At 68.5% G+C, this 23,704-nt stretch carries 22 protein-coding genes and 1 pseudogene; 13 read left to right on the top strand and 10 right to left on the bottom strand.

All coding sequences use genetic code 11. From position 1 onward, the window contains the following. Positions 1 to 14: 14 nt before the first annotated feature. The 3 genes from larC to larB are packed head-to-tail and all read left to right on the top strand — an operon-like array spanning position 15 to position 2,757. A complete protein-coding gene (gene larC / locus KHC19_RS00815; protein WP_213350131.1) occupies positions 15 to 1,265 on the top strand; it encodes a nickel pincer cofactor biosynthesis protein LarC in 1,251 nt (416 codons plus the stop codon). Continuing rightward, positions 1,265 to 2,080, top strand: a complete 816-nt coding sequence (gene larE, locus KHC19_RS00810) for an ATP-dependent sacrificial sulfur transferase LarE (protein WP_213350130.1) — start codon at positions 1,265 to 1,267, stop codon at positions 2,078 to 2,080. Before larC ends, larE begins: the two co-directional genes overlap by 1 nt. Next, the gene (gene larB, locus KHC19_RS00805) at positions 2,077 to 2,757 is read left to right on the top strand and encodes a nickel pincer cofactor biosynthesis protein LarB (protein WP_213350129.1); all 681 of its coding nucleotides are present in this window, start codon (positions 2,077 to 2,079) and stop codon (positions 2,755 to 2,757) included. Before larE ends, larB begins: the two co-directional genes overlap by 4 nt. Positions 2,758 to 2,915: 158 nt before the next feature. Here the strand turns inward: larB and KHC19_RS00800 are convergent, their stop codons facing one another. The 3 genes and pseudogenes from KHC19_RS00800 to KHC19_RS00790 all read right to left on the bottom strand — a co-directional run bounded on the left by KHC19_RS00800 (position 2,916) and on the right by KHC19_RS00790 (position 3,832). Further along, the gene (locus KHC19_RS00800) at positions 2,916 to 3,269 is read right to left on the bottom strand and encodes a nuclear transport factor 2 family protein (protein WP_343207617.1); all 354 of its coding nucleotides are present in this window, start codon (positions 3,267 to 3,269) and stop codon (positions 2,916 to 2,918) included. Positions 3,270 to 3,276: 7 nt separating this feature from the next. Continuing rightward, a pseudogene (locus KHC19_RS00795) lies at positions 3,277 to 3,630 on the bottom strand (RidA family protein); the annotation flags it as partial. Between the two features lie 55 nt (positions 3,631 to 3,685). Beyond that, positions 3,686 to 3,832 carry a hypothetical protein gene (locus KHC19_RS00790; RefSeq protein ID WP_213350128.1) on the bottom strand — a complete coding sequence of 49 codons (147 nt, stop codon included), beginning with the start codon at positions 3,830 to 3,832 and terminating at the stop codon, positions 3,686 to 3,688. Positions 3,833 to 4,083: 251 nt separating this feature from the next. Between KHC19_RS00790 and KHC19_RS00785 the strand changes: the two genes are divergently transcribed. The 8 genes from KHC19_RS00785 (at position 4,084) to KHC19_RS00750 (ending at position 12,694) form a co-directional block, all read left to right on the top strand. Next, positions 4,084 to 5,532, top strand: coding sequence for an aldehyde dehydrogenase family protein (locus KHC19_RS00785; RefSeq protein WP_213350127.1), 1,449 nt, complete (start codon positions 4,084 to 4,086; stop codon positions 5,530 to 5,532). Between the two features lie 62 nt (positions 5,533 to 5,594). Next, positions 5,595 to 6,599, top strand: a complete 1,005-nt coding sequence (locus KHC19_RS00780) for a TRAP transporter substrate-binding protein (protein WP_213350126.1) — start codon at positions 5,595 to 5,597, stop codon at positions 6,597 to 6,599. A 31-nt stretch (positions 6,600 to 6,630) separates the two neighbouring features. After that, on the top strand, positions 6,631 to 7,182 hold the full coding sequence (locus KHC19_RS00775; protein ID WP_213350125.1) for a TRAP transporter small permease: 552 nt from the start codon (positions 6,631 to 6,633) through the stop codon (positions 7,180 to 7,182). Further along, positions 7,173 to 8,456, top strand: a complete 1,284-nt coding sequence (locus KHC19_RS00770; protein WP_213350124.1) for a TRAP transporter large permease — start codon at positions 7,173 to 7,175, stop codon at positions 8,454 to 8,456. The genes KHC19_RS00775 and KHC19_RS00770 overlap by 10 nt, the downstream gene beginning before the upstream one ends. A 20-nt stretch (positions 8,457 to 8,476) precedes the next feature. Continuing rightward, a complete protein-coding gene (locus KHC19_RS00765) occupies positions 8,477 to 9,598 on the top strand; it encodes a zinc-binding dehydrogenase (RefSeq protein WP_246548066.1) in 1,122 nt (373 codons plus the stop codon). A gap of 11 nt (positions 9,599 to 9,609) precedes the next feature. Then, entirely contained in the window at positions 9,610 to 10,812 is a 1,203-nt protein-coding gene (locus tag KHC19_RS00760; RefSeq protein ID WP_213350122.1) for a CaiB/BaiF CoA transferase family protein, read from the top strand. Positions 10,813 to 10,843: 31 nt separating this feature from the next. Further along, positions 10,844 to 11,719, top strand: coding sequence for an HpcH/HpaI aldolase/citrate lyase family protein (locus tag KHC19_RS00755; protein WP_213350121.1), 876 nt, complete (start codon positions 10,844 to 10,846; stop codon positions 11,717 to 11,719). A gap of 15 nt (positions 11,720 to 11,734) precedes the next feature. Then, positions 11,735 to 12,694 carry a LysR family transcriptional regulator gene (locus KHC19_RS00750; RefSeq protein ID WP_213350120.1) on the top strand — a complete coding sequence of 320 codons (960 nt, stop codon included), beginning with the start codon at positions 11,735 to 11,737 and terminating at the stop codon, positions 12,692 to 12,694. 102 nt (positions 12,695 to 12,796) lie between these two features. On the opposite strand, the gene KHC19_RS00745 is transcribed toward KHC19_RS00750, so the two are convergent. From KHC19_RS00745 to phnA, 6 genes are read right to left on the bottom strand one after another with little or no spacing between them, the layout of a single operon-like run. Beyond that, complete coding sequence (locus KHC19_RS00745) at positions 12,797 to 14,452, bottom strand: dipeptide ABC transporter ATP-binding protein (RefSeq protein ID WP_213350119.1); 1,656 nt, start codon at positions 14,450 to 14,452, stop codon at positions 12,797 to 12,799. Further along, positions 14,449 to 15,372, bottom strand: coding sequence for an ABC transporter permease (locus KHC19_RS00740; protein ID WP_213350118.1), 924 nt, complete (start codon positions 15,370 to 15,372; stop codon positions 14,449 to 14,451). Before KHC19_RS00740 ends, KHC19_RS00745 begins: the two co-directional genes overlap by 4 nt. Continuing rightward, entirely contained in the window at positions 15,369 to 16,235 is an 867-nt protein-coding gene (locus KHC19_RS25715; protein WP_213350117.1) for an ABC transporter permease, read from the bottom strand. Before KHC19_RS25715 ends, KHC19_RS00740 begins: the two co-directional genes overlap by 4 nt. Then, positions 16,232 to 17,791: an ABC transporter substrate-binding protein gene (locus KHC19_RS00730; RefSeq protein ID WP_213350116.1), complete on the bottom strand. Its 1,560-nt coding sequence runs from the start codon at positions 17,789 to 17,791 to the stop codon at positions 16,232 to 16,234. The genes KHC19_RS25715 and KHC19_RS00730 overlap by 4 nt, the downstream gene beginning before the upstream one ends. Further along, entirely contained in the window at positions 17,791 to 19,110 is a 1,320-nt protein-coding gene (locus KHC19_RS00725; protein ID WP_213350115.1) for an alkaline phosphatase family protein, read from the bottom strand. The genes KHC19_RS00730 and KHC19_RS00725 overlap by 1 nt, the downstream gene beginning before the upstream one ends. 3 nt (positions 19,111 to 19,113) lie before the next feature. Further along, on the bottom strand, positions 19,114 to 20,373 hold the full coding sequence (phnA, locus tag KHC19_RS00720; RefSeq protein ID WP_213350114.1) for a phosphonoacetate hydrolase: 1,260 nt from the start codon (positions 20,371 to 20,373) through the stop codon (positions 19,114 to 19,116). Positions 20,374 to 20,527: 154 nt separating this feature from the next. On the opposite strand from phnA, the gene KHC19_RS00715 reads away from it, so the two are divergent. Continuing rightward, the gene (locus tag KHC19_RS00715) at positions 20,528 to 21,427 is read left to right on the top strand and encodes a LysR family transcriptional regulator (RefSeq protein ID WP_213350113.1); all 900 of its coding nucleotides are present in this window, start codon (positions 20,528 to 20,530) and stop codon (positions 21,425 to 21,427) included. Between the two features lie 263 nt (positions 21,428 to 21,690). Here KHC19_RS00715 and KHC19_RS00710 read toward each other — a convergent pair whose 3' ends face one another. Further along, positions 21,691 to 21,945: a hypothetical protein gene (locus tag KHC19_RS00710; RefSeq protein WP_213350112.1), complete on the bottom strand. Its 255-nt coding sequence runs from the start codon at positions 21,943 to 21,945 to the stop codon at positions 21,691 to 21,693. Between the two features lie 144 nt (positions 21,946 to 22,089). On the opposite strand from KHC19_RS00710, the gene KHC19_RS00705 reads away from it, so the two are divergent. Continuing rightward, positions 22,090 to 23,661 carry an FAD-dependent monooxygenase gene (locus KHC19_RS00705; RefSeq protein ID WP_213350111.1) on the top strand — a complete coding sequence of 524 codons (1,572 nt, stop codon included), beginning with the start codon at positions 22,090 to 22,092 and terminating at the stop codon, positions 23,659 to 23,661. The last annotated feature ends 43 nt before the right edge of the window (positions 23,662 to 23,704 follow it).

Below are 23,704 nucleotides of genomic sequence, written 5' to 3'. Positions count from 1 at the left end.
TGAGGGGCGGGACCATGCACATCCATCTCGATCCGGTCGGCGGCATCGCCGGCGACATGTTCGTCGCCGCCCTTCTCGCCGCGCGACCGGAGCTCGAGCCGCGGGTGCTCGCCGACGTGGCGGCGGTGCTGCCGCCGGAAGCCGGCAAGCCGCGCCTCGCCGATGTCGTCTCCGGCGGCATCGCCGCGCGGCATTTCTCGCTGGCGGTGCCCGGCGACGCGCCATCTCCGCCGGCTGGCGCCGCTGCCGGCCATTCCCATGAGGAGGGGCATCCTCACGCGATGCCCCATCATGACGGCGCCCGCCATTCCTCCCACGCGACCTTCGCCGCCATGCGCGGGCGCATCCGTGCGGCGACGCTGGCTCCGGGCACGGCGGAGGCCGCCATCGGCATCCTCGCCATCCTCGCCGCGGCGGAAGCGCGCATGCATCGCATGCCCGTGGAGGAGGTGCATTTCCACGAAATCGGCGACTGGGATTCGCTGATGGACGTGGTCGCCGCCGGCTGCCTCATCGCCGCTCTCGCTCCCGCGCGCTGGAGCGTGGCGCCGCTGCCGCTGGGCGGGGGGCTGGTGAAGACCGCCCACGGGCTGCTGCCGGTGCCCGCGCCCGCCACCGTGGAGATCCTCAAGGGATTCGACTGGCGGGACGATGGGATCGGCGGCGAGCGCGTCACCCCGACCGGGGCGGCGATCCTGCGCTTCGTCATCGGCGACGAGCCGGCGTCGCGCCCCGGCATCGCGCGCCCCGACGTCGCGCGTCTCGACTCGGCCGGCTACGGCGCGGGAACGCGCCATCTCCACGGGCTGCCCAATGTGCTGCGGGCCAGCCTCTTCACCGCCGACGCCGCCACGGACGAGACCCGGCTTCTCGACATCGCCTTCGACATAGACGACATGACCGGCGAGGAAATGGCGCAGGCGGCCGACCGGCTGCGGGGGCTCGACGGGGTCCGTGACCTGCGCCTCACCGGCGCCATCGGCAAGAAGGGACGTCCTGTGACCACCTTCTCCCTGCTGGCGGAGCCCGCGGCCTTCGATGCCGTCGGCGACGCCATTTTCCTGGAAACCTCGACGCTCGGCCTGCGCTGGCACGCGGTGGAACGGCGGGTGCTGGCGCGCGATCACGACGTGACCGCCGGGGGGCAGCCGGTGAAGCGCGCGCATCGGCCGGACGGAACGCGCAGCGCCAAGGTCGAGAGCGACGTCCTCGCCGATATCCCCACTCTGGCGGCCCGCCGCCGCCTGGCGAAGGCGACGGACTGATGCCGGAGGTGGCTGACCAGCTGGCGAGGCTGGAGAGCGTCATCGCCGGCCTCGGCCCGCTCGCGGTGGCGGTGAGCGGGGGCGTCGACAGCATGACGCTCGCTTCGGTGGCGCATCGGGTGGCGCCTCGGGCGACGGCGCTCGCGCCGATGATGATCCACGCGGTCTCCCCGGCGGTTCCCGCCGCCGCCCGCGCATTGATCGAGGAACATGGCCGGGCGGAGGGGTGGCATCTGCGCTTCCTCGACGCCGGCGAGCAGAACGACGCCGCCTATCGCGCCAATCCGTTCAACCGCTGCTATTTCTGCAAGTCGAACCTCTATGCCGCCATGCGCGGGGCCACCGACCGCCTGCTCGCCTCCGGCACCAATCTCGACGATCTCTCCGATCACCGGCCCGGCCTGATCGCCGCGCGCGAGCATGACGTCGTGCATCCCTTCGTGACGGCGAGGATCGACAAGGCGGCGATCCGCGCCATCACCCGCCATCTCGGCTTCACCCGCTTCGCCGAGTTGCCGGCCCAGCCCTGCCTCGCCAGCCGGGTGGAAACCGGCATCGCCATCGATCCGCGCGATCTCGCCTTCATCGACCGCACGGAGCGGGCGGTGCGGGCGCGGCTCGGCACCGGCGAGACGGTGCGCGTGCGGGTGCGGCGCGACGGGGTGCATCTGGAGATCGCCCGCGGGCTGGACCCGGCGCAACGGGCCGCGCTCACCGCCCTGCTGGTGGAGCGCTGCGCCGAGGAGAACCGCCTGTTCGCCGGCATCGCGCCCTATCGGACCGGCAGCGCCTTCGTCAGCGAGGCCGCGCAATGACCGCCGAGGGTTCACCGCTCATGGACTGGGAGCGGGAGGCGCGCATGGGCCTGCCTGAGGCGGTCTATGCCGAGGGCAAGACGGCGGCGCAGCTCGTCGCCATATTGGAGCAGGCGCGGTTGCGCGAGCGGCCGCTGCTGCTGACCCGGCTTTCCGCCGAAAGGCTGGCGCAACTGCCTGCGCCGCTGCAGGCGCTCCTCGATCATGACCCGCTCTCCTGCACGGCGATCTTCGGCACGCCGCCAGTCCTGGCGGAAAAGGCGGAGATCGCGGTGGTGGCCGCCGGCCTCGCCGACATGCCGGTGGTCGGGGAGGCGGTGCGCACGCTCGCCTTTTGCGGCGTGCCGGCGCAGGTGATCGCCGATGTCGGCGTGGCCGGCCTGTGGCGCCTGATGGCGCGGCTGGAGGAGATTCGCGCCGCGCGCGTCGTCATCGCCGTCGCCGGCATGGAGGGAGCGCTGTTCAGCGTGCTGGCCGGCCTCGTCGCCGCGCCGATCATCGCGGTGCCGACCTCGGTGGGGCGGGGCGTCGCCACGGGGGGGCATGTGGCGCTGCATTCCGCCCTGGCCAGCTGCGCGCCGGGCCTCGTCGCCGTCAACATCGACAACGGTTTCGGCGCCGCACAGGCGGCGTTGCGGATCGCCCGGCAACAGGGCCGCGTTCCCGAGCCGCGATGACCATAGAACCTCGACAGCTCGGGGCGTTGCCGAGGTTCTTGTCGTTGGTTGCGGGGCCCTCCGCGCCATTTCACGATCAGAAGCCGATCTGAGACGGGACGCGATGGCCTCGGATGGCATGTCGTCAGAAGCCGCTGGCGGCCGGGCCGGACGGAGGATCAGAACATGCCGTTCGCGTTGGCTGCCTGCTCGGGCAGGATCTGCAACACGTCCCAGTGCTCGATGATCCTTCCCTGATCGTCGAGCCGGAAAATGTCGATGCCGGCGTAGTCGTGATTTCCGGGCCAGTGCTGGAAGCAATGCAGAACGACATACGCGCCCTCCGCCACGACCCGCTTGATCTCGACCCGCTTGCCCGGCCATTCCCGCGCCATGCGCTCGAAATAGGCGATGAAGCCCTCCTTGCCGGTGGCGACATGCGGGTTGTGCTGGATGTACTCGTCCCCGACGAAGCGCTCGACGGCCTCGGCGGGCCGACAGGCGTTGAACATCAGCTCGTAGAAGGCGACCACATTTGCCGAACCCCGCGAGCCAGTTGACGCCGATCGCCGTCCAGTTCGGATAAGGCTCCTCCGGGAAGACGTCGCCCTTGACCTTCATGAGCGTGGCGAACTGGTTCTGCGGATCGGTATGGAAGGTCGTCACGTCCACGATGTCGTCGAGCCCGCATCCGCCCGCTTTCAGCGTCGCCTCGAGATTGGCGAAGGCCAGGCGGACCTGGGTCTCGAAGTCCGGCTCGGGCGAGCCGTCGCTGCGACTGCCGACCTGGCCGGATACGAACAGGAGATCGCCCGACCGGATCGCCGCGGAATAGGTCTGCGCCTTGTAGAGATCATGCCGGCCGGCGGGGAAGACGGCGTCACGCTTGGCCATTGAAAACACTCCATGGATGCTTCGCCCGGAAGCGGTGCCCGAGGATCGATGTCGGCTACGCGCGTGCCTCACGCTTGAAGAAGTAGTGCAGCACGAAGTGCGCCGGCGAGACAACCGTGACGAGCTCCCATCCTTCCGCGCCCAGTTCCCTGAGGGCGACGGAATCCAAGGCTGTTTCAACCACCAGATATTCCCATTTCATGGTCCATTCTCCGGTATCGACGCGTCCCCGCAGGGGGCGTCGCCTGGTTTTCACGCCGCAGCAAACCGGTCTCCTGACCTCCGAGCAAAGGCTCGCCTTGCCCGCCGCTCTTCTCTCGATCGCCATCGCATACGAGGCTGGCGCGCCGTCAACCCTTCGGAAAATCCGAACGCCGCTTATCATTTTTCGGCATTGCGGAAGGCCGGTCGGCCGTAGAGCATCCCCACAAACGCAAAAAAGGAGTGTGGAGGATGCCGATGGGGCGCGACGAGATTTTCATTGATGGTCACTGGGTGAAGCCGGCTTCGGGCGCGATGCTCGACGTGATCGATCCGAGCACCGGCGAAACCATCGGCCGCATCGCGCGCGGGGGCGCCGCCGACATCGATCGCGCCGTGACCGCCGCCCGCATCGCCTTCGAGACGGCCTGGGGCTCCATGCCGGCCCTGGAACGCGGGCGCTTGCTCAGCCGGCTCGGCCTGCTGATCCTCGACCGGCTGGACGAGCTCGCCGAGATCGAGGCGGCGGACACCGGCAAGCCGATGAAGCTCGCCCGGAACGACATCCGCGTCACCGCCCGCTACTTCGAGTATTACGGCGGCGCCGCCGACAAGATCCATGGCGACACCATTCCCTTCCTGCCGGGCTACCAGGTGATGGTGCTGCGCGAGCCGCGCGGCGTCACCGGGCACATCATCCCGTGGAACTACCCGGCCTCGATGTTCGGCCGCACGCTCGGCGCCTCGCTGGCCGCCGGCAATGCCGCCATCCTCAAGCCCGCGGAGGAAGCCTCGCTCTCCTGCCTGCGCTTCACCGAGCTTGCCGAGGAGATCGGCTTCCCGGCCGGCGTCATCAACGTCGTGACCGGCCTCGGCGAGGAGGCGGGCGCCGCGCTTTCAAGCCATGCCGGAATCGATTTCCTCTCCTTCACCGGTTCGCCGGAGGTCGGCACGCTGGTGCAGACGGCGGCGGCGAGGAACCATGTTCCCTGCGTTCTGGAGCTTGGAGGCAAGTCGCCGCAGATCGTGTTTGCCGACGCCGATCAGGACAGGGCGTGCGAGGTCATCATCGGCGCCATCGTGCAGAATGCCGGGCAGACCTGCTCGGCCGGCTCGCGCGTGCTCATCGAGCGATCGATCTACGAGCCCTTCATGCGCAAGCTTGCCGACCGCATGGCGTCGATGAAGGTGGGCTATCCCGGCCAGGACCTCGATTGCGGCCCGGTCATCAATGCGGTCCAGCGCGACCGCGTGATGAGTTTCCTCGACCGCGCCGCGCGCGACGGGATCGAGGTGGCCGCGCAGGGGCAGATCCACCCCGAGGCCGGCAAGGCCGGCTATTTCGTGCCGCCGACCCTGTTCGGCCTCGTGCCGCGCACGCATGAACTGGCGCGCGAGGAGGTGTTCGGCCCGGTGCTCGCCGCGCTGCCTTTCGACGACGAGGACGACGTGCTCCGCCTCGCCAACGGAACCGACTACGGCCTCATCGCGGGTGTGTGGACCCGCGACGGCGGTCGCCAGATGCGGATGGCCAAGGGCATCCGCGCCGGCCAGATCTATATCAACGGCTATGGGGCCGGCGGCGGCATCGAATTGCCGTTCGGCGGTTTCCGCAAGAGCGGCCACGGTCGCGAGAAGGGTTTCGAGGCCCTGAAGGAATACACCGTCGCCAAAACGGTGGTGATCGACCACAACACGTGAAAAATCCGGCCGTCTTCTGAACAAAAACAAGAAGAAGACGGCCGTTTCCCCGGGAGGAAACCATGAAGAAGCTGCTTCTCGCCGCGCTCGCGGCGGTATCCGTCATGACTCTGTCCCAGCCGGTGCTGGCTCAGAAGGCCCGCCTCGGCCACGTCTTCGCGCAGGGCAATGCCGCCGACGAGGCGAGCCAGATCTTCGCGCGGCTCGTCAAGGAACGGACCAATGGCGAGATCGACATCACCGTGTTTCCGAACAGCCAGATCGGCGGCGACGAGGCGCTCGGGCGCGACCTCAGCCGGGGGTCGGTCGAGTTCGCTTTCCTGAATATCGGCTCGCTGACCGGTCTCGATCCGCTGCTCGACATCCACTACCTCCCCTACATCGCGGCCAATACCCAGGAGGTCGACAAGATCTTCTACAATCCGAAGGGGATCTTGCAGCGGACGCTGGGGGAGACGCTCGCCAAGCACAACATGGTGGCGCTGGCGTATTTCGAGCTCGACTTCCGCGCCGTGACCAATTCCAAGCATCCGGTGCGTACCGTCGAGGATCTGAAGGACCTCAAGGTCCGCGTGCCCGGCTCGGCCTCCATCCGCAGCTTCTTCGAGGCGGCGGGCTCGCAGGCGGTCACCATGCCGATGCCCAACCTGTTCGTGGCGTTGCAGCAGGGCACCGTGGACGGCCAGGATAACGGCGCCAGCATCACCTATAATTCGCGCCTGTTCGAAGCCCAGAAATACATGACGCTGACCAACCACGTCTATGCGATGGGCGCCATCACCGTCAGCAAGCGCTTCTGGGACCGGTTGAGCGAGGAGCAGCGCAAGATCGTCGCCCGGGCGGCCCAGGAAGCCGCGCAGGAAGGCATCGCGCGCAATCGCGCCGCCAACGCCGCCTTCCTCGAGAAGATCAAGGCCGGCGGCGTGGAGGTCGTCACCCCGACGCCGGAAGCCATGGCCGAGTTCGCCCGTATCGGCCAGGTCGGCTGGCAGAAGCTGGAAGCGGTCTACGGCGCGGAGCGCATCGCCGAGCTCAAGAAGGAAATCGCCGCGGCGCGCGGCGAGTGAGGCGGCGATGGCCTTTGACGAAACGACAGCGATGAGCGGCGGCAAAGCCGGCGCGGCGACCTGTGGCGGCAGCCCCGTGCTCGGCGCGCTCATGCGGGGCGAGCTCGTGCTCGCCCGCGTGGAAAACATGGTGGTGATCACGGCCATGGTCGTGGCCATCGCCGCGGTCGCGATGTCGGTCGCGATCCGCACCTTCAACCTGCCGATCGCCGACACCGGGGAATGGGCGATGGTCGCCATGTCGCCGCTGACCTTCATCGGCGGGGCGCTGTGCAGCCATCTTCACCGTCACCTGACGGCGGATATCGTCGAGATGCTGCCGCCCGGCCTCCTGCGGCGCAGCCTCGATGCGGTCGCGGCGATACTGTGCCTCGTCTTCGGCCTGTTCTTCATCGTGCTGGCCTGGGACCTGTTCGACTATGCCTGGTCCTCGGGCGAGCGTCTCATCGACCGCGATACGCCGGTCGCCATTCCGGCCGGCTTCGTGCTGGCCGGGGCGGTCCTCATGACCTTCCATTCGATGCTCGACATCTGGCGTGCGCTCGAAGGGCGCGAACCCGGAGGATTCGATCCATGGCGCTGACCTTCGGCCTCATGGCCCTCTTCCTGGTCCTCGGCGCGCCGCTCGCCGTCACCTTCGGCCTCGTCATCTTCCTGCAGATGGGGGCCTTCGGGCTCTCCATCTCCGGCCTGAGCAACATCCCCTATGAGGAGATTTCCAGCTATCCGCTGGTAGCCATTCCCCTCTTCATGCTGACCGGCGAACTGATGAACCGCAGCGGCATGGCGGGGGAACTGATCGCGCTGGCCGAGCTGCTGCTGCGCCGCATCCGGGCCGCCTTCGGCTACATCACCGTGGCCGCCTCGGCGATGATGGGCGCCATCACCGGTTCCTCGGTCGCCACGGTGGCCGCCATCGGCGGCATCGTCAGCCCGGCCATGGCCGAGCGCGGCTATCCCAAGGGATACATCGCCTCGCTCACGTCTTCGGCCGGGCTGCTCGGGGTGCTGGTGCCGCCCTCGATCCCGCTGATCCTCTATGGCGCGACGGTCGGCGTGTCGATTTCGCAGCTGTTCCTCGCCACGCTGATGCCGGCGGCGCTGATGAGCCTGCTGTTCCTCATCGTGCACAACGCGTTGTCGCGCCGCCTGCTCAAGGGCGGCGTCGAGAACCGGCCGGAAGGCAGCGACACGCTCACCACCGGAAAATCGAAGCGGACCATCTGGCTGGAGGCCGCCTCGGCGCTGCTGCTGCCGGTCGTCATCCTCGGCGGCATCTATGGGGGGCTGATGACGCCCACCGAGGCGGCGGCGATCGGCTGCCTGTATGCGGTCGGAGTCTCGCTGCTGCGCCGCCTGCTCACCAGCGGGGACTTCGCGCGCTCGTTCCGGTCGGCGGCCATCACCGGCTCGGGCATCCTGATCGTCATCGCCATGACCGGCGTGTTCAACCGCGCCATGGTGCTGAACCAGGTGCCGCAGGACATCGCCATGTGGGTGGCGACCTATATCGAGAGCCCGGTGGCCTTCCTGCTGATGGTCAACGTCGTCCTCCTGCTGGTCGGCACCTTCATGGAGACCAATGCCTCGATCCTGCTGATGGGGCCGCTGCTGGCCCCGGCGGCGGAGAAGTTCGGCATCGATCCCGTGCATTTCGGCATCATCACCGCCACCAATCTGGAAATCGGTCTGCTGACGCCGCCCATGGCGGCCAATCTCTACGTGGCGGCGCGGGCGGCCAATGCCCGGCTCGCCGACATGCTCCCCTATCTCGGATGGTTCTTCGGCGCGGCGCTGCTCGGTCAGGCGATCATCACCTTCGTGCCGTTCGTGACCCTCTGGTTCCGTTACCTCTAGACGTGTGTGATCCAATGCTCATGAAGGGTGAAACCAAGCTTCCCGACGTCTCGCGCGCGGCGGTGGTCCGCCAGTTCGGCCAACCGGTGAAGATCGAATGCGTGCCGGTGCCTTCCGGTCCCGAACCTGGCGCGCTGATCGTGAAGACGACCGCCTGTTCGATCTGCGGCACCGACGTGCATCTGTCGCGCGGCAACCTGTCCCTGGCGGTCGATCTGCCGGTGATCCTCGGCCACGAGATGGTGGGGCGCGTGGTCGCCATCGGCGAGGGGGCGGAGCGCGATAGCGTCGGCCAGCCGCTCGCCATCGGCGACCGCATCCTGTGGACGCACACCGCCTGCGGCCACTGCTTCTACTGCACCATCGCCCGCCAGCCGACGCTGTGCGAGAACCGCCGCGCCTATATGTACGAGAACATCGAAAAGCCGCCCTATCTGCTCGGCGGGTTCTCCGAATATGGCTATGTGCTGCCGGAATCGGGCCGCGTGCGCGTGCCGGACAATCTCGACGACGGCGTCGCCAGCCTGTGCAGCTGCGCCTTCCGGTCGGTGATGAACGCCTTCGACAATCTCGGCGGCATCGAGCCGTCCGAGCATGTGGCGATCCAGGGAGCCGGACCGCTCGGCGTGCTGGCGGCGGCGGTCGCCCGCGTCAACGGCGCGCGCACGGTCAGCGTCATCGGTGCGCCGGAGGCCCGGCTTGCGCTCGCCCGCGACTTCGGGGCCACGCACACCTTCACCATCGAGGGCACGACCCACGAAGAGCGCCTCGCGGCAGTGCGCGAGATCACCGACGGGCGCGGCCCGGACATCGTGATGGAGTTCACCGGTCATCCCGGCGCCTTCGCCGAGGGGCTGGAACTGGTGCGCAAGGGCGGGCGCTATCTCACCGTCGGACAGCTCGGCAGCGGGACGGCGACGTTCTGTCCCTCGCTGATCGTCAAGAAGAACATCCGCGTCATCGGGTCCTTCTCCGGCGACGTGAAGTCCTATTGGAAGGCGCTTCAATTCGCCTCCGCCCATATCGATCGCATCCCCTTCGGCAAGATGATCACCGGTCGCTACAGCCTCGACGAGGTCAACACGGCCCTGGAGCGCATGCATGCGCTGCAGGAGATCAAGCCGCTCATCGTGATGGATTGAGGAGGTTGCCCATGCCCCGCACCATTCCCTTCACGCCCGACGGGCGCGGCCCGCTCGACGGCGTGCGCGTGGTCGATCTGTCCCGCCTCGTCGCGGGGAACATGACGACGCATGTGCTGGCCGACTACGGCGCCGATGTCATCAAGATCGAGCGTCCCGGCAAGGGGGACGACCTCAGGAGCTGGCGCGTCGAGGGCGTCGAGGTGTTCTGGAAGGTCTATGCCCGCAACAAGCGGAGCGTCGCGCTCGACATCCACGATCCCGACGGGCGCGAGATGCTGCTGCGTCTCGTCGATACGGCGCAGGTGCTCGTCGAGAACTTCGTGCCGGGCACGCTGGAGCGCTGGGGGCTCGGCCCGGACGACCTGCTCGCCCGCAACCCCAGGCTGGTGATCCTGCGCGTCTCGGGCTGGGGGCAGACGGGCCCCTGGCGGCTGCGTCCGGGCTTCGGCACGCTGGTCGAGGCGATGTCGGGCTGGGCCTTCATGAACGGGCATGCCGACAAGCCGCCGACGCTGCCGCCGCTCGCCATGGCGGACATGGTGGCCGGCCTGTATGGCACGGCGGCGATCCTCGCGGCGCTGCGGGCGGTCGAGCAGGGCGGCGCGCCCGGGCAGGTGCTCGACCTGTCGCTGTTCGAGCCGATCCATTCCCTGATCGGCGCCGAGGCGGCGCAGATCCGCCTCACGGGCGCGCCGACGCCGCGGGCCGGAAACCAGTCGTCGCATACCGCGCCGCGCAACGTGTACGAATGCGCGGATGGCGCCTATGTGGCGCTGTCGGGCTCGATGCAGTCCATGGCCGAGCGGCTCTTCGACACGATCGGCCGGCCCGAGCTCAAGACCGATCCGCGCTTCGTCGACAACGCCGCGCGTGTCGCCCATCGCGACGAGCTCGATACCATCATCGCCACGTTCATCGCCGGCCGCAGCCAGGCTGAGAATCTCGCCCTGTTCGAAGCCGCCGGCGTGACCGTCGGGCCGGTGTGCTCGGTGCTGGACCTCCTGGAGCATCCCTTCGTCGAGGGCCGCGAGGCGATCGTCGAGATCCCGGACCGCGACCTCGGCTCGGTGCCGATGCACAACATCATTCCACGCTTTTCCGCCACGCCAGCCCCGTTCCGCCGTCCCGCGCCCGACATCGGCGAGCACACCGAGGAGCTCCGCCGCGAACTCGGCATGGCGACCCCCAAGCAGCCGGCAGAGGTTTCCTGAGATGACCCGTTCTCCATCGGCATGGCGCTCCATGCTCTTCGTCCCCGTGCTGAACGAACGCTTTCTGGCCCGTGCCGCCGAGCGGGACGCGGACTGCATCCAGCTCGATCTGGAGGATGCCATCCCGCCCGGCCAGAAGGAGGAGGCCCGCCGTGCCGTCGTGCCGGCCGCCGCGCGCCTTGCGGAACAGGGGCTCGACGTCGTGGTGCGGATCAACCGGCCCTGGCGGCAGGCGACAGCCGACATCGAAGCCTCGATCTGCCCGCATGTCTGCTGTCTCACCCTGCCGAAGGTTCCCGACGCGTCGCACGTAAGGGCCATTGCCGAGATCATCGACGAGTTGGAGCGCGAGCGGGGGATGACGCCGGGTCACACCCGGCTGGTGGTCATGATCGAGACCGCCGAGGGCCTGCTCAACATGGCGGCCATCGCCGCCGCCCATCCGCGCGTGGCCGGCATGATCGTCGGCGCCGAGGACCTCGCCGTCTCGCTCGGCGCTTCGCCGACCTACGACACGCTGTATATTCACAACGCCCAGGCGGTCGTCGCCGCCCGCAACGCCGGGATCCAGCCGATCGGTTTCGTCGGCACGGTCGCCGACTATGCCGACGAGGCGAAGTTCCGCCGCACCATCGAGCAGGCACGGGAAATGGGCTTCACGGGTGGATTCTGCATCCATCCCCGGCAGGTGCCGATTCTCAACGAAGTCTTCGCGCCTTCCCGGGGAGAGATAGAATGGGCGCAGGGCGCGCTGGCCGTTTTCGAGCAGGCCCTGGCCGAGGGCCGTGGCGCCGTCACCTTTCGCGGCGCGATGGTCGACCTGCCGGTGGCCGATCGCGCGCGGTCGATCCTTGCCCGCGCTGCCGGCCTGGCCGATATGAGGGCACAGAGAGCGCGGGTGGCGTAACGGGCGTGGAGCGGGATGGACCTTCGTGATCTGCGAGCCTTCGTAGCGATCGCCGAGACCGGCTCGCTCGCCGCCGCCGCGAAGGTGCTGCACAGCAGCCCGCCGTCGCTGAGCGTGCGGCTGAAGGATCTCGAGGACGAATTCGGCACGACGCTGTTCGAACGCTGGGCGCGGGGGCTCAAACTCACCGAGCAGGGGCGGGAGTTCCTCTCCCATGCCTATGCCATCCTCAAGCAGGCAGAAGACGCCAAGGCGAGCATGCTCAGCCGCGAGAAGCCCCCTGTCGGGGCCGTGCGCTTCGGCGTGCCCGGTTCCCTGGTCGGGCTGCTGACGGCGCAGCTTATCGAGACCTGTCTCGAGCGCTTCCCGCAGGTGCGCCTGCGCGTGGTGGAGAGCATGTCGGGTTACATCGCGAGCTGGCTGCGTGAGGGCACGCTCGACGCCGCGGTGGTGTTCGGCGGCGGCGCCGCGACCGACCGCAGCGCCTCGCTACGTCCCATCGCCGAGGAGGAGCTTTATATCGCCACCTATGATCGCGCGGTCGTCGCCCCCTTCCTGAACGAGAGGGAAGAGATCCGCATGCGCGACGTTCAGCACCTGAAGCTGGTGATGCCGGGGCCCGAACATGGCCTCAGGGTGCTTGTGGAGGCGACGGCGCGGCGTCACGCCGTTCCATTGAACATCGGCATGGAGATCGACGCCTCGCCGCAAATATTCGAACTGGTACGGCGCGGGCATGGGGCGACGATCTGCTCCCTGGCGGCCCGCCATCCCGGATCGATCTCAAGCCTGGCGGGCAAGGCGCCGATCCATACGTTCCGCATCGTCGATCCCAGCTTCCGCCGCACGGTCCATCTGGCGACGCCGCTCAACAGGCCATCCTCGCGGGCCACGATGGCCGTCGCCGAGGTGGCCGTGGAGACATTGCTGTCGCTCGCCGCGACGGACGAGTGGAAGGCCCGCCGCCTGAAATAGCCCTTGGGCACGCACCCGCCCGGGATGACCGAGCCGATTGTTCCGGGATCCGAGTTCCGACTGCTGTCGATGCCTGTCGAAGCACCCGCGTCACGGCCCGGATCAGCCCGCGACGCTCGGTACCGGCGCGTCGCGCAGCAGCTGTTCCCGCACAGGGGCGATCCCGTTCTCGCCGGCAGGCCGCGACATCAGCCGGGCGGACAGAAGGCGCCGCGTATAGGGATCGCGCACCTGCACCAGATCCAGTTCCTCGGATCGGCAGCTCTCGACGATGCGCCCCCGATGCATCACGAGCACCTCGTCGGAAATCCAGCGCACCGCGTCGATATCGTGGCCGACGAACAGCATGGCAAAACCGCGTTCCCCCTGCAGCCGCTTCAGCAGGTCCAGAATCTGCACCTTCACCGTCATGTCGAGCGCCGAGATCACCTCGTCGCAGATCAGCACTTCGGGGTCGCAGAGCAGGGCGCGCGCAATGCAGGCGCGCTGGCGCTGGCCACCGGAAAGCTGGTGCGGGTAGCGATCGGCAACTCCGGCATCGAGCCCAACCTCATTCAACCCGGCAGCGATGCGCGTGGCGCGCATAGACGCCGGCATCCCCGCGAGTTCCAGCGGCTCAGCGAGGGTGCGGCCAATGGCGAGGCGGGGGTTGAGCGCGCCATAGGGGTTCTGAAACACCATCTGGCAGCGGCGCCGCAAGGCTTTCGGCAGAGGCTTCCCGCCCGGTTCGATCACATGGCCGAGCAAGCGGATCTGCCCGCCTGCGAGCGGCCGCAGCCCGGCGAGCGCCGCGGCGAAGGTGCTCTTGCCGGAACCGGATTCGCCGAGCAGCCCGACCGTGCGGCCGGCCTGCAAGGACAGCGAGGCGCCGTGAACCGCGCGGGACGGGCGGCCGAACAGCCGGCGCGCCGCATAGTCGATACAGACGCCCTCAGCGGCCACCACGACGTGACGCGGCACGGTCGACGCCGGCGTGTCGACAAGGCGCCGCCCCGCGCCGACGAGACGCGCCGTATAGGGATGGCGCGGCCGGTCCATGACTTCTGCCGTCGGCCCCGCCTCGACGATGCGGCCGTGCTGCATCACGGCGATGGAGTGGCTGAGCGCGGCGGCGACTGCGAGGTCATGGGTGATGATCAGCAGAGCGAGGCGGCGCTTCGCCTGCAGCCTCGCCAGCAGGGCCACGATGTCGGCCTGTACGCTGGCGTCGAGCGCGCTGGTCGGCTCGTCGGCGATGAGGATGTCCGGCTCGCCGGCGAGCGCCATGGCGATCATCACGCGCTGTTGCTGGCCGCCCGAAAGCTGGTGCGGATAGCGACGTACGAGCGCGGCGGGGTCGGGCAGCTCGACCTCTGCCAGGCCGGCCTCGATGCGCGCGCGGCGTTCGCTTCCCGAAGCGATGCCGCAGCGCTGGAGCGTTTCGCCGATCTGGGCGCCCACCCGCATGAAAGGATTGAGGCAGGCCATGGGATCCTGGAAAACCATGGCGATCCGGCGCCCCCGCAGCGCCCGCCAGCCGCGCTCGTCCTGCGGAGCGAGGGGGCGGCCCTCGACGCCGATGCGCGTGGCCGGATCGACGGCGAGCCCCTCCGGCAGCAGGCCGAGCAATGACAGCGCGGTGAGCGATTTTCCCGAGCCTGATTCACCGATGATGGCGAGCGTGCGCCCAGCCTCCAGATCGAGCGAGACACCGTCGACGAGCCGGCGGCCGGCCGCGCTGACGACCAGATTGTGCAGGCGGAGCAGGGTTTCGGTCATGACGTCATCCTCGGGTCGATCAGTCGATGGAGGAGGTCGGTGACGGCGTTGATCGCCACCAGCGCGACGGCGATGACGAGGATCGTCGCCTGGATGACCGGGTAGTCGCGGCCGTGGATCGCGTTGAGCAGCAGGCTGCCGACACCCGGCAAGCCGAACAGCACCTCCATGGTCAGCGTGCCTGCGACAAGGCTGGTCAGCACGAGGCCGGACAGCGCGAGCATCACCGGCGCAGCGGTCGGCAGCAGATGACGCAGGGCGATGCGCCAGGGCGCCAGGCCCTTGGCGCGCGCGGTGCGTATATGGGCGGAGGTCGCGGCCTCGCGCAGTTCCTCGTGCAGCGGTTTCACGATCACCCCGGCGCTGTCGATGCCGATGATGATGACCGGCAGAACCATGGAGCCGAGCACGGGCAGCCAGCCGAGCCAGACCGAGAAGACCAGGATGCCGACCACGCCGACGCAAAAGGTCGGCAGCGCGATCGACCAGAGATTGAGCAGATCGGCCAGTCCGCGAAGCCCGCGACTGCCCATGGTCACTCCGCCGACCGCGACGGAGAGGGCGAGGGCGAGAGCGAACGAGAAGCTGAGTGCGGTGAAGAGCAGGGTCGTCGGCAGGGCGGTCGCCAGCATGCCCGACACCGGTCGGCCGAAGCGGATCGAATCGCCGAAATCCCCGTTGAGCGCCCGCCAGCTCCAGGCGACGAACTGCTCCTCAATGCTCCGATCCAGTCCGAGCTCATGACGCAACGCGACCTGCTGGGCGGCGGTGAGATCGCCATCGAGACCCTTCACGTCGACGGCGTCGCCGGGAACCAGCCGGGCCAGCAGGAACACGATGACCACGATGCCGGCGGCCTGCGCCAGCATCCGCGCCAGCGCAAAGGCGAACGGCGCGAGGCGGTGAAGAAGGGTCTTCATAACCTTGCCTCGCCGGCGGCGCGTAGCGGATCGAGATGCCGGCGCACCGCTTCGCCGACGATCGACAGCGACAATGTCAGCGCGACGATGGCGATCACCGGCGCCATAATGGCGTGCGGCGACGTCTCGATGTAGCGGCTGGCATCCGCCACCATGCGGCCCCAGGTCGGCTGGTCCGGCGAGGAGCCGAGGCCGAGGAAGCTGAGCACCGATTCCGTTACCACGCAGCGCGGCAGCAGGATCGCCGCCTGGGTAACCAGCCCGCCGACGAGGTTCGGCGCGAGATGCAGGCGCAGCACATGCAGCCTGCTCCCGCCGAACAGCCGTGCCGCCGCGACATATTCCTTCACCGCCTCGCGATGAAAGGTGGCGCGGGCGACATAGGCGAAGAAGGGCGCGAAGGCGATGCCGAGGGCGATCACCACCGGCTGCGCCCCGGCGCCGAGCGCGACGATGAGCAGGAGCGCCAGCAACACGTCGGGCATCGCACGTATGAGGTCGATGAGGGCGAACATCGCCGTCTCCGCGACCCGCCCGAGAGACAGCGCGACGAGGCCGAAGCCGGCGCCGAGGACAAAGGCGACCAGCGCCCCGCCGAAGCCGACCATGAGCGTGGTACGCGCACCCGTCACGAGGCGGGAGAACACGTCGCGCCCCATATGATCGGTGCCCAGCCAGTGCTCCGGGCCGGGAGGCCGGTTCAGCGCCAGCAGGTCCTGGTCGAGCGGGTCGAACGGCGCGATCCACGGCGCGGCGAGCGCCAGCGCAATGATCGCCGTCAGCACCAGCCCGGCGATCGCGGTGCGGGGGGAAGGCCCCCGCCGCACCGTTCCGATCGCCGCCGAGGGGAGGGCGACGCTCACGACCGGCCCGCGAGCCAGGTCTGGGCGACGCCGCCATCGACCCGATTGGGCGACCAGGTGAACCCGGGTTCGTAGCTCTCGACGCCCTTGCGGATGACGATCTGGTCGGCGTCGAGGCCGAGGGCGACGACGTAATATCTGTCCATCACCAGCTTCCAGGCGTCGAGATAGTGCTGGCGACGCGCGGCGAGGTCGGTCTCGGCCACCGCCTTCTGCACCAGCGCGTCGAAGGCGGGATCCTGGATGCCGCCCCACAGAACGGGGTTCGGGCCGTCGCTCATCAGGCGCACATAGCGCAGGAAGATATCGGCGCGCGGACCCGAGCTCATGCAGTTCATGTCCCAGTCGTACTGGCCGAGCCGCTTCTGCGCGCCGATGTCGTCGAGCGCGACATGGTTCACGTTGAAGCCGAGCTTGCGCACCATCTGCACCACCACCTGCGGGTAGCTCTCCTGCCAGGAGACGAACTCGATGGTTTCCTTGGCAGGGTCGACGCCGGCTTCCTTCAGCAAGGCTTTCGCCTTGGCGAGGTCCGCCCTGGCATGCGGGTCGGCCTTGAACAGAGCCTCGTCGAAATAGACATTGCCGGGGCCGACCATCTGGTTGGACACGACGCCGGTGCCGGCCGAGGCGAAGTTGACGAACGCCGCCTTGTCGATGGCGTAGGCGAGCGCCTGGCGCACCCGGACGTCGTTGAACGGCGGGCGCGGCTTGCGGTTGTTGAAGGCGACGAAGTACCAGCCGGCGTCCTTGAGCTGGGAAACACGCAAATTGGGGTCCTTCGCCAGCTGCTTGGCGACATCGGCCGGCACATTGGCGATGTCGATTTCGCCGGCGCGCAGCGCCAGCTGGCGGTCCGCGCCATCGCGCAGGTCGGCCTCGATCGCGGAAAGATAGGGCATGCCTGACCGCCAATAGGCGGCATGCGCCGGTGCGGTCAGCTTCACCTTGGGCTGCCACTCGCCGAAGGTGAAGGGGCCGGTGCCGATCGGGGTGGTGATGGTATCGTCCCAGCCCGGCGACTTGGGCGAGAGGATCCACAGTTCGGACATCAGGTTCACCAGCGGCGCATAGGGCTCGCGCATGGTGACGACGACGGTCTTCGGATCGGGGGACGTCACATTGTCGACCAGCTTCATCGCCGCGGCGAGCCACCCGCCCTTCACCTTGTCCCTGACGCGGGTGATGTTGGCGACGACGTCCTCGGCGCCCATCACGTCGCCATTGTGGAACGTCACGCCGTCGCGCAGCGTGAAGGTGTAGGTCTTGCCGTCCGGCGAGACGCTGAAGCTCTCCGCCAGGAAAGGCTTGACCGAGCCGTCATCGCCGATCGAGGTCAGTGCCTCCGCATAGATTTGCTGCACGGCGATCGAGCCGGTGTGCCGGTGGGGGTCGGCGGTGTCGAGACCGAGCGTCGCATAGCGCAGCACGCCGCCGCGCTGGGGATCGGCAGCTGCGCGCGCGGCGTGGGGGGCAAGGCCGGTGAGGCTTCCGGCAAGGCCCGCGACGGCGGTACCGGCGAGGAAGGTGCGGCGGTTGAGGCCTGGCGTTGTCATCAGCGGATCTCCGAAGCGGAAAGCTGGGGGGAAGGGGATGCGGCGGAGGCGTGACGCGACGCCGCCGCGTTCTGCAGGGCAGTGCCGTCCATGTCGTCCGCCGGCAGACCGAGATGGGCGAGGAGGGTGGGGGCGATGTCGACCACCGCCACCGGGGTGTCGCAGATGCTGGCGGCGAAGCCGGCGCCGTCGATGACGAGGACCGGGGACTGCTCGCGGGCATTCAGCCCGCCATGCTGGCCGAAGCCGAGACGGTCGGCCTTGCCGCCCTGCGGCCGGACCGCGAGGCCGGAGCCGACGATGCCGAATGCGTTGGGCGTGTCGCCGCCCCTCATCGACACCGCGAAAGCGAGGGCGCCCATCGGCGCCTGGCCCACGGCGCCAAGCTCATCCTGACCGAACACCGCACCGGCCCAGGGCCGGCTGCGCAGGAAGTCGTCGATCCGCCCGCGCCGGCCGTCCTGATCGGGATGCAGATAGATGAGCGCGGCCGTCCCGTTGGCGGCGACGACCACGTCGTCGGAATGGAGACCGGCCTTGAGACCGGCGGCGACGAGTTCCTCCTCGATGTCGACGATGCCGGTGACGGTCTCGTGGCCGTGATCGGAGCCGGCGACCAGCAGTACCTCCTCGCCCGCCGCGCGCAGCGCCTCCACTGCGCCGATGACGCGGCCGAGATTGGCGTCGGCGGCCTTGAGCACCGCGAGATTCTGCGGCGAGCCGAGCGGCGCCTCGTGCTGGATATGGTCCGGTTCTCCCATCCAGAGCACGGCGAGGGCCGGGCCGCCGGGCATGAGCGCCTCGGAGATGAAGCGCGTCGTCATGGCCGCATCGCCGGCCGCGTCCAGCGTGACGTCGAGCCCGTTCTCCAGCGGCACCCGGCCGGGACCGAAGGAGCCGGCGCGATGGAACACCCGGCCATGTCCGTCCGGGTCATGGGCATAGGCGGCGCCGGGCGAGACATTGTTGAAGATCATCGCCCCGCCATGGCCGGCCACCCGTTCGGCGAGGGTCGGCATGGCGAGGGAGCGGCCGGTGACGCGGCGCTTGTGCTGCAGGAAATCGGGATGGCCGACGTCGTGGCGCACCAGCCGCCCCTCCTCGACCAGCACCATGGAATTGCCCTGCAACCCGTGTCGCGCCGGCCAGCAGCCGGTCGCCAGCGTCGAGGACACCACCCGGGTGGCGGAGGGAAAGGCCGAGCGATAGGCGGGAAAAGAGGTGCCGCGCTCCCTGAGCGCCGCCAGATGCGGCGTGCGCTCCGCATCGACGAAATCGCGACGCAGGCCATCGAGAATGACGAGGACACAGCGGCGCATCGCTCAGCCCACCCTGTTGAGCGCATAGTCGAAAATGTCGAAGTTGCGCAGCCGGCCGCCCTCGTGCGCGTTCTCCACTGGGTGGGACAGCAGGAACGGCACGCGCTGTTCCGACAGGCCGCCATGCGAGCGCAGCCGCTCGCCGGCAAGCTGGGTGACGTCGTGATCCGCCGACCGGGCGCCGAGCGCCACGCCCGTCGCGCCGACCACCACGAAATCGGCTTCGCGGTCCGCCGGCATCTCGAAGCGGGCGGCGGCCTCGTCCCCCGTCAGCGCCAGCGCCACGCCCGGCTGGGCGAGAAGGAGATCGCGCACCGCGTCCGCCGAGACGCCTTCCTTCAGGAGATGGACACGCACGAAGCCGCCGAGGGCGCCGTGATGGCGCACGAAGGGATCGGTGATCGGGCAGATCACCCGCGTCGCCCCTTCGCCGAAGGCGGCGTCGAGCGTATCGCCGAGATAGGTGACGCGCGGCGTGCCGTTGGGGTTGGCCATATCGGACATGCCGTGATCGGCGGTGATGCCGACGACGGCGCCGAGCGCGACCAGCCGCGCCACACGTGCATCCACCGCCGCCATGAAGGCCAGAGCCTCCGGCGCCGTCGGGGCGTGCTTGTGCTGCACATAGTCGGACAGCGAGAGATAGAGCACCTGCGCCCGCCCGGCCTCGATCAGCCGGATGCCCGCGTCGAGCACGAACAGTGACAGTTCGGCCGAATATTGATCCGGCCTCGCAAGACCGACGAAGCCGGCGGCGTCGGCAATGCCATGCTCGTCCTCGGTCGTGCCTTCCGCGCATTCGGCCGAGAAGGCGATGCCGTCGAGCCCGAAGGCCAGCGCCTTGCGCAGCTTGTCCTTGGCGGTGACGACCGCGACCGCGCTGCCGAGCTCGGCAAGGCCGGCGAGGATGGTCGGCGCGCGCATGAGGGCGGCGTCGAGCATCATCACCGTCTCGCCGGTGGCGCGGTCGAGATAGAAATTGCCGGCGACGCCATGTACCGACGGCGGCGCGCCGCAGACGATCGACACATTGTTCGGATTGGTAAAGGTCGGCATGGCCGCGTCGGCGAGAGCGAAATGGCCGCCACTCCGCATGGCATCGAGCGTCGGGGTCACACCGGCCTGCGAGGCGGACTCGATATAGGCGGGGTCACAGCCGTCGAAGCAGATCACCACCGTCGTGCGCTGCGGTTTGCGATAAGATTTTCCGTTCACGACAATGTAGTCGCGCAGCGCACCGGCGCCGGACGTCGTCATTTCCATTTTAATTTTCCGTTATAAAACCGTCGCAAACGTAATCTATACTAGATAGATTTACGATTTCGCTTCATCGCTCTTTCTATATTATTATTGACTATCATCGTCGCCAGTAAAGCGATATTAGTTCTGTCGTTGTGTGAGGTTTTGGAACAGAACCATGCGACGCAGTCTTCCGCCGCTAAAGGCGATCGTGGCGTTCGAGGCCGTGGCGCGCGTCGGCAGCGTCACTGCGGCCGCCGACGAGCTCGGCGTCACCCACAGCGCGGTCAGCAAGCAACTGGCCGCGCTGGAGGCCTGGCTCGGCGCGCCGCTCTTCGAAAGCAATCGGCGCCACATGACGGCGACGCCGTCGGGCCTGCGGATGGCCGGCGCCGCCGGCGCGGCGCTGGACCTTCTCGCCTCCTCGGTCGAAGCCTTCATGCCGGTCAGGGAGCCGCGCGTGCTGGAGGTCATAGCGCCGGCCACTTTCGCCATGCGCTGGCTGATCCCGCACCTGCCGGCGTTCGAGGTGGAGTTCCCGCATGTCGATGTCCGCGTGCGTCCGCTCCATACCGGCGAGGAGTGGCGCGACATTCCGTTCGACGTGGTGATACGGCGCGGAGAGGCGCTGCAGAGCGACCTGCGCAGCGTCGGCCTGCTGCGCGAGGAAATCGGACTGCTGGTGCGGCCGGAAGTGGCCGCCTCGCTTGGCGGGCGCCCGAATCTCGCCGGCGTGCCGCTGCTGGAGGCCGTCACCCGTCCGGGGGAACTGGCCCGCTGGCTGATAGCGGCGGACCTGTCGGTCGACCACGCCACCGAGGCTCTGCGCTTCGGTCACTTCTACATCGCGCTCGAGGCTTGCCTCGCCGGCCAAGGCGCCATCGCGGCACCGATCGAGGTCGTTTCGGACCTTCTCGCCCGGGGCGAGCTGGTCGAGCCGTTCCGGGCCATACGTATTGCGGGGCCGGAATACCGGCTGGGCTACGCCCCCGCCGGCGCGCACGCCGCTCTCGCCGCCTCCTTCGCCGAATGGGCCATGCGCACGGCGACGATCGATCCGGGACTGCCGGAGGGGTGACGGAAGGTCGAGGCCCGGCAGGGGCGGGGGTGATCGGGGAGGCCAGACGCAAGTGGTGCTGCGTTGCTCGCGGACGAGCCGGGGCTCGGCGATCTGATCAGGGAATTCGCCGAATCGGGCGTGTGGAGGAAGCTGGCGCGGAAGGGATGAGGCTGCTTCCTCGCAATATCCCGTCTTGCCGCCTGTCGTGGCGCCTCGGTGGCGACAGAAGCGCTGAAAACGAAAGAGCTGCCTTGCGGCGGCTCTTCGAAGCTATTGAGTTCTCAAGGCTTTTTGGTTGCGGGGGTGCGCAGTCGCCGATGCCGACATTCACTGGAGGCGGCGCTATAGAGCGCCGGCATGAATTCACGTTGCCCAACCCTCACCACGCTAGCAATTCCCGGATTTGTGACGACCCGGCGCCGCTGGCCAAGGGGCGATGCCGCGGCGGCTCGGCGGTGCGTGACGGTGGCCATTCCGTCTTCAGCCTGCTTCAGGACAAAGGTGATCTGCGCCTCCGAGAACTTCGATGCCTTCATGGAACCCTTCTTCTTCCATCGAGGGATCATTGACGGTCTCTACCTGAAGCCGGGGGAGGGGCAGGGTCTCAGGTCGCAGGCGCTTGAGGTTTGCCTTGTTGTTGGTGATGTTGGGGCGATGAGGCCTTCTCGGGGAGTTGCTCTGTGGTCAAGGATGTCGCTGTTCTCGTGGTGGGCGCGGGCCCCACGGGGCTCCTGCTGGCCGCAGAACTCAAGCGCCGGGGCGTGGACTGCCTCGTCATCGATGCGCATGAGAATCCCCTGACCTGGGATCGCGCCACCGTGGTGCATCCGCGGTCGGTCGAGATATTCGACGCGCTCGGTATCGCCGATCCCTTGCTTAAGATCGGTGCCCGGCAGCGCCTCGCCCGCATCTTTTCCAACGGCGTTCCGCTGGCGGAGATCGACCTCGCTTTGTGCGGGAGCCGCTTTCCCTTCAATGTGGGCGTGTCCGAGGAAGTCACGGAAGCGATCCTCACCAGCTATCTCGAAAGCTTCGGCGGAGCGGTGACGCGCGCCACGCAGCTGGTCGGCCTGGAGGAGCGCGGCGACGGCGTTCTGGCCACCATGGACTGCAAGGGCGAAGAGATTGAGGTTCTGGCCCGCTGGGTCGTGGGCTGCGACGGCCATCGCAGCACCGTGCGCGACCTCGCCGGCATCGAGCAGGACGGCCACCCCATCGAGGAGGCGTGGGCGGTGTTCGATGCCGCAGTCGACGGCTGGCCCTATTCCCATGAGGGCAATTTCGCCTATTTCGACATCCCGCCGATCATCCTCACCGCTTTGCCGGATCAGCGCTGGCGCGCCTATGTGCGGCCCAGCGGCGAGGCGAGCGATCTGGTGGCCGATGCCACCCTCACCCTCAGGCGCTATCTGCCCGAAGCCTCCTTTGCGGAGGTGGCCAATCCCGTCCGTTTCCATTGTCACAGCAAGGTGGCGCGCCAGTATCGCAGAGGGCGCCTGCTGCTCGCCGGCGACGCGGCTCACACCTGCAGCCCGCTTCAGGGCCACGGCATGAACACTGGCATTCAGGATGCCTTCAACCTGGCCTGGAAACTCGCCTTGGTCAGCTCCGGCCAGTGCGCCGATACGCTGCTCGACAGCTATGAGGCCGAGCGGCGCCCGGTCGCCGAGAACATCGTGAGGACCGGCGACGAGGTCGACCGCGCCCAGCTGATCGAAGGCGCGGCCCCGCGGCGCATGCGCGACGCGTCGATCCGCGCCGCCTTCGCCGACCCGGTCACCCGCCATCAGGAAGCGGTGGCCGAGGCGGAACTCGATATCGACTACGGCGCCTCGCCCATCGTCATGGGCGCCCGGAGCGACGCCCTCGCGCCCGGCCAGCTCTGGCCTGATCATATCGAGGTCCGGCCGGCCGGTGGCGCGCCATTCGTGCTCAACGCACTCGCCAACCGCACCGGCCACACCGCCCTCCTCATCGCCGGCGCGGCGGCCTCGCAGGAAGATCTCGGCAGGCTCCAGCTCGCCCTCGCGGCGCAGATGGGGAGCCCGATCCTGGAGGCGAACCTCGTCCTTGCCGCCCACGGGCCGACCGCCGACGGCCATGCCGGCATCGATCCCGAGGTGGCGGAGCGGCTCGGCGTCGACGGGCTGACCCTGTTCGTCGTCCGGCCCGACGGCTATCTCGGCCTGCGTGCCGACGAGGGCCATATGAAGGCGCTGGCCGCCTATGCCGCAGGGCTCGGCGCGGCCTGATCGCGCCGAGCCGGCCGAAGGCGGCGCGCGGCGCGAACCGGGG

The sequence above is a fragment of the Ancylobacter oerskovii genome, from assembly GCF_018390555.1.
In the GTDB taxonomy this organism is placed as follows: Bacteria; Pseudomonadota; Alphaproteobacteria; order Rhizobiales; family Xanthobacteraceae; genus Ancylobacter; species Ancylobacter oerskovii.
The sequence above is the reverse complement of the archived record's forward strand: the minus strand, read 5'-3'. Positions and strand labels throughout refer to the sequence as shown.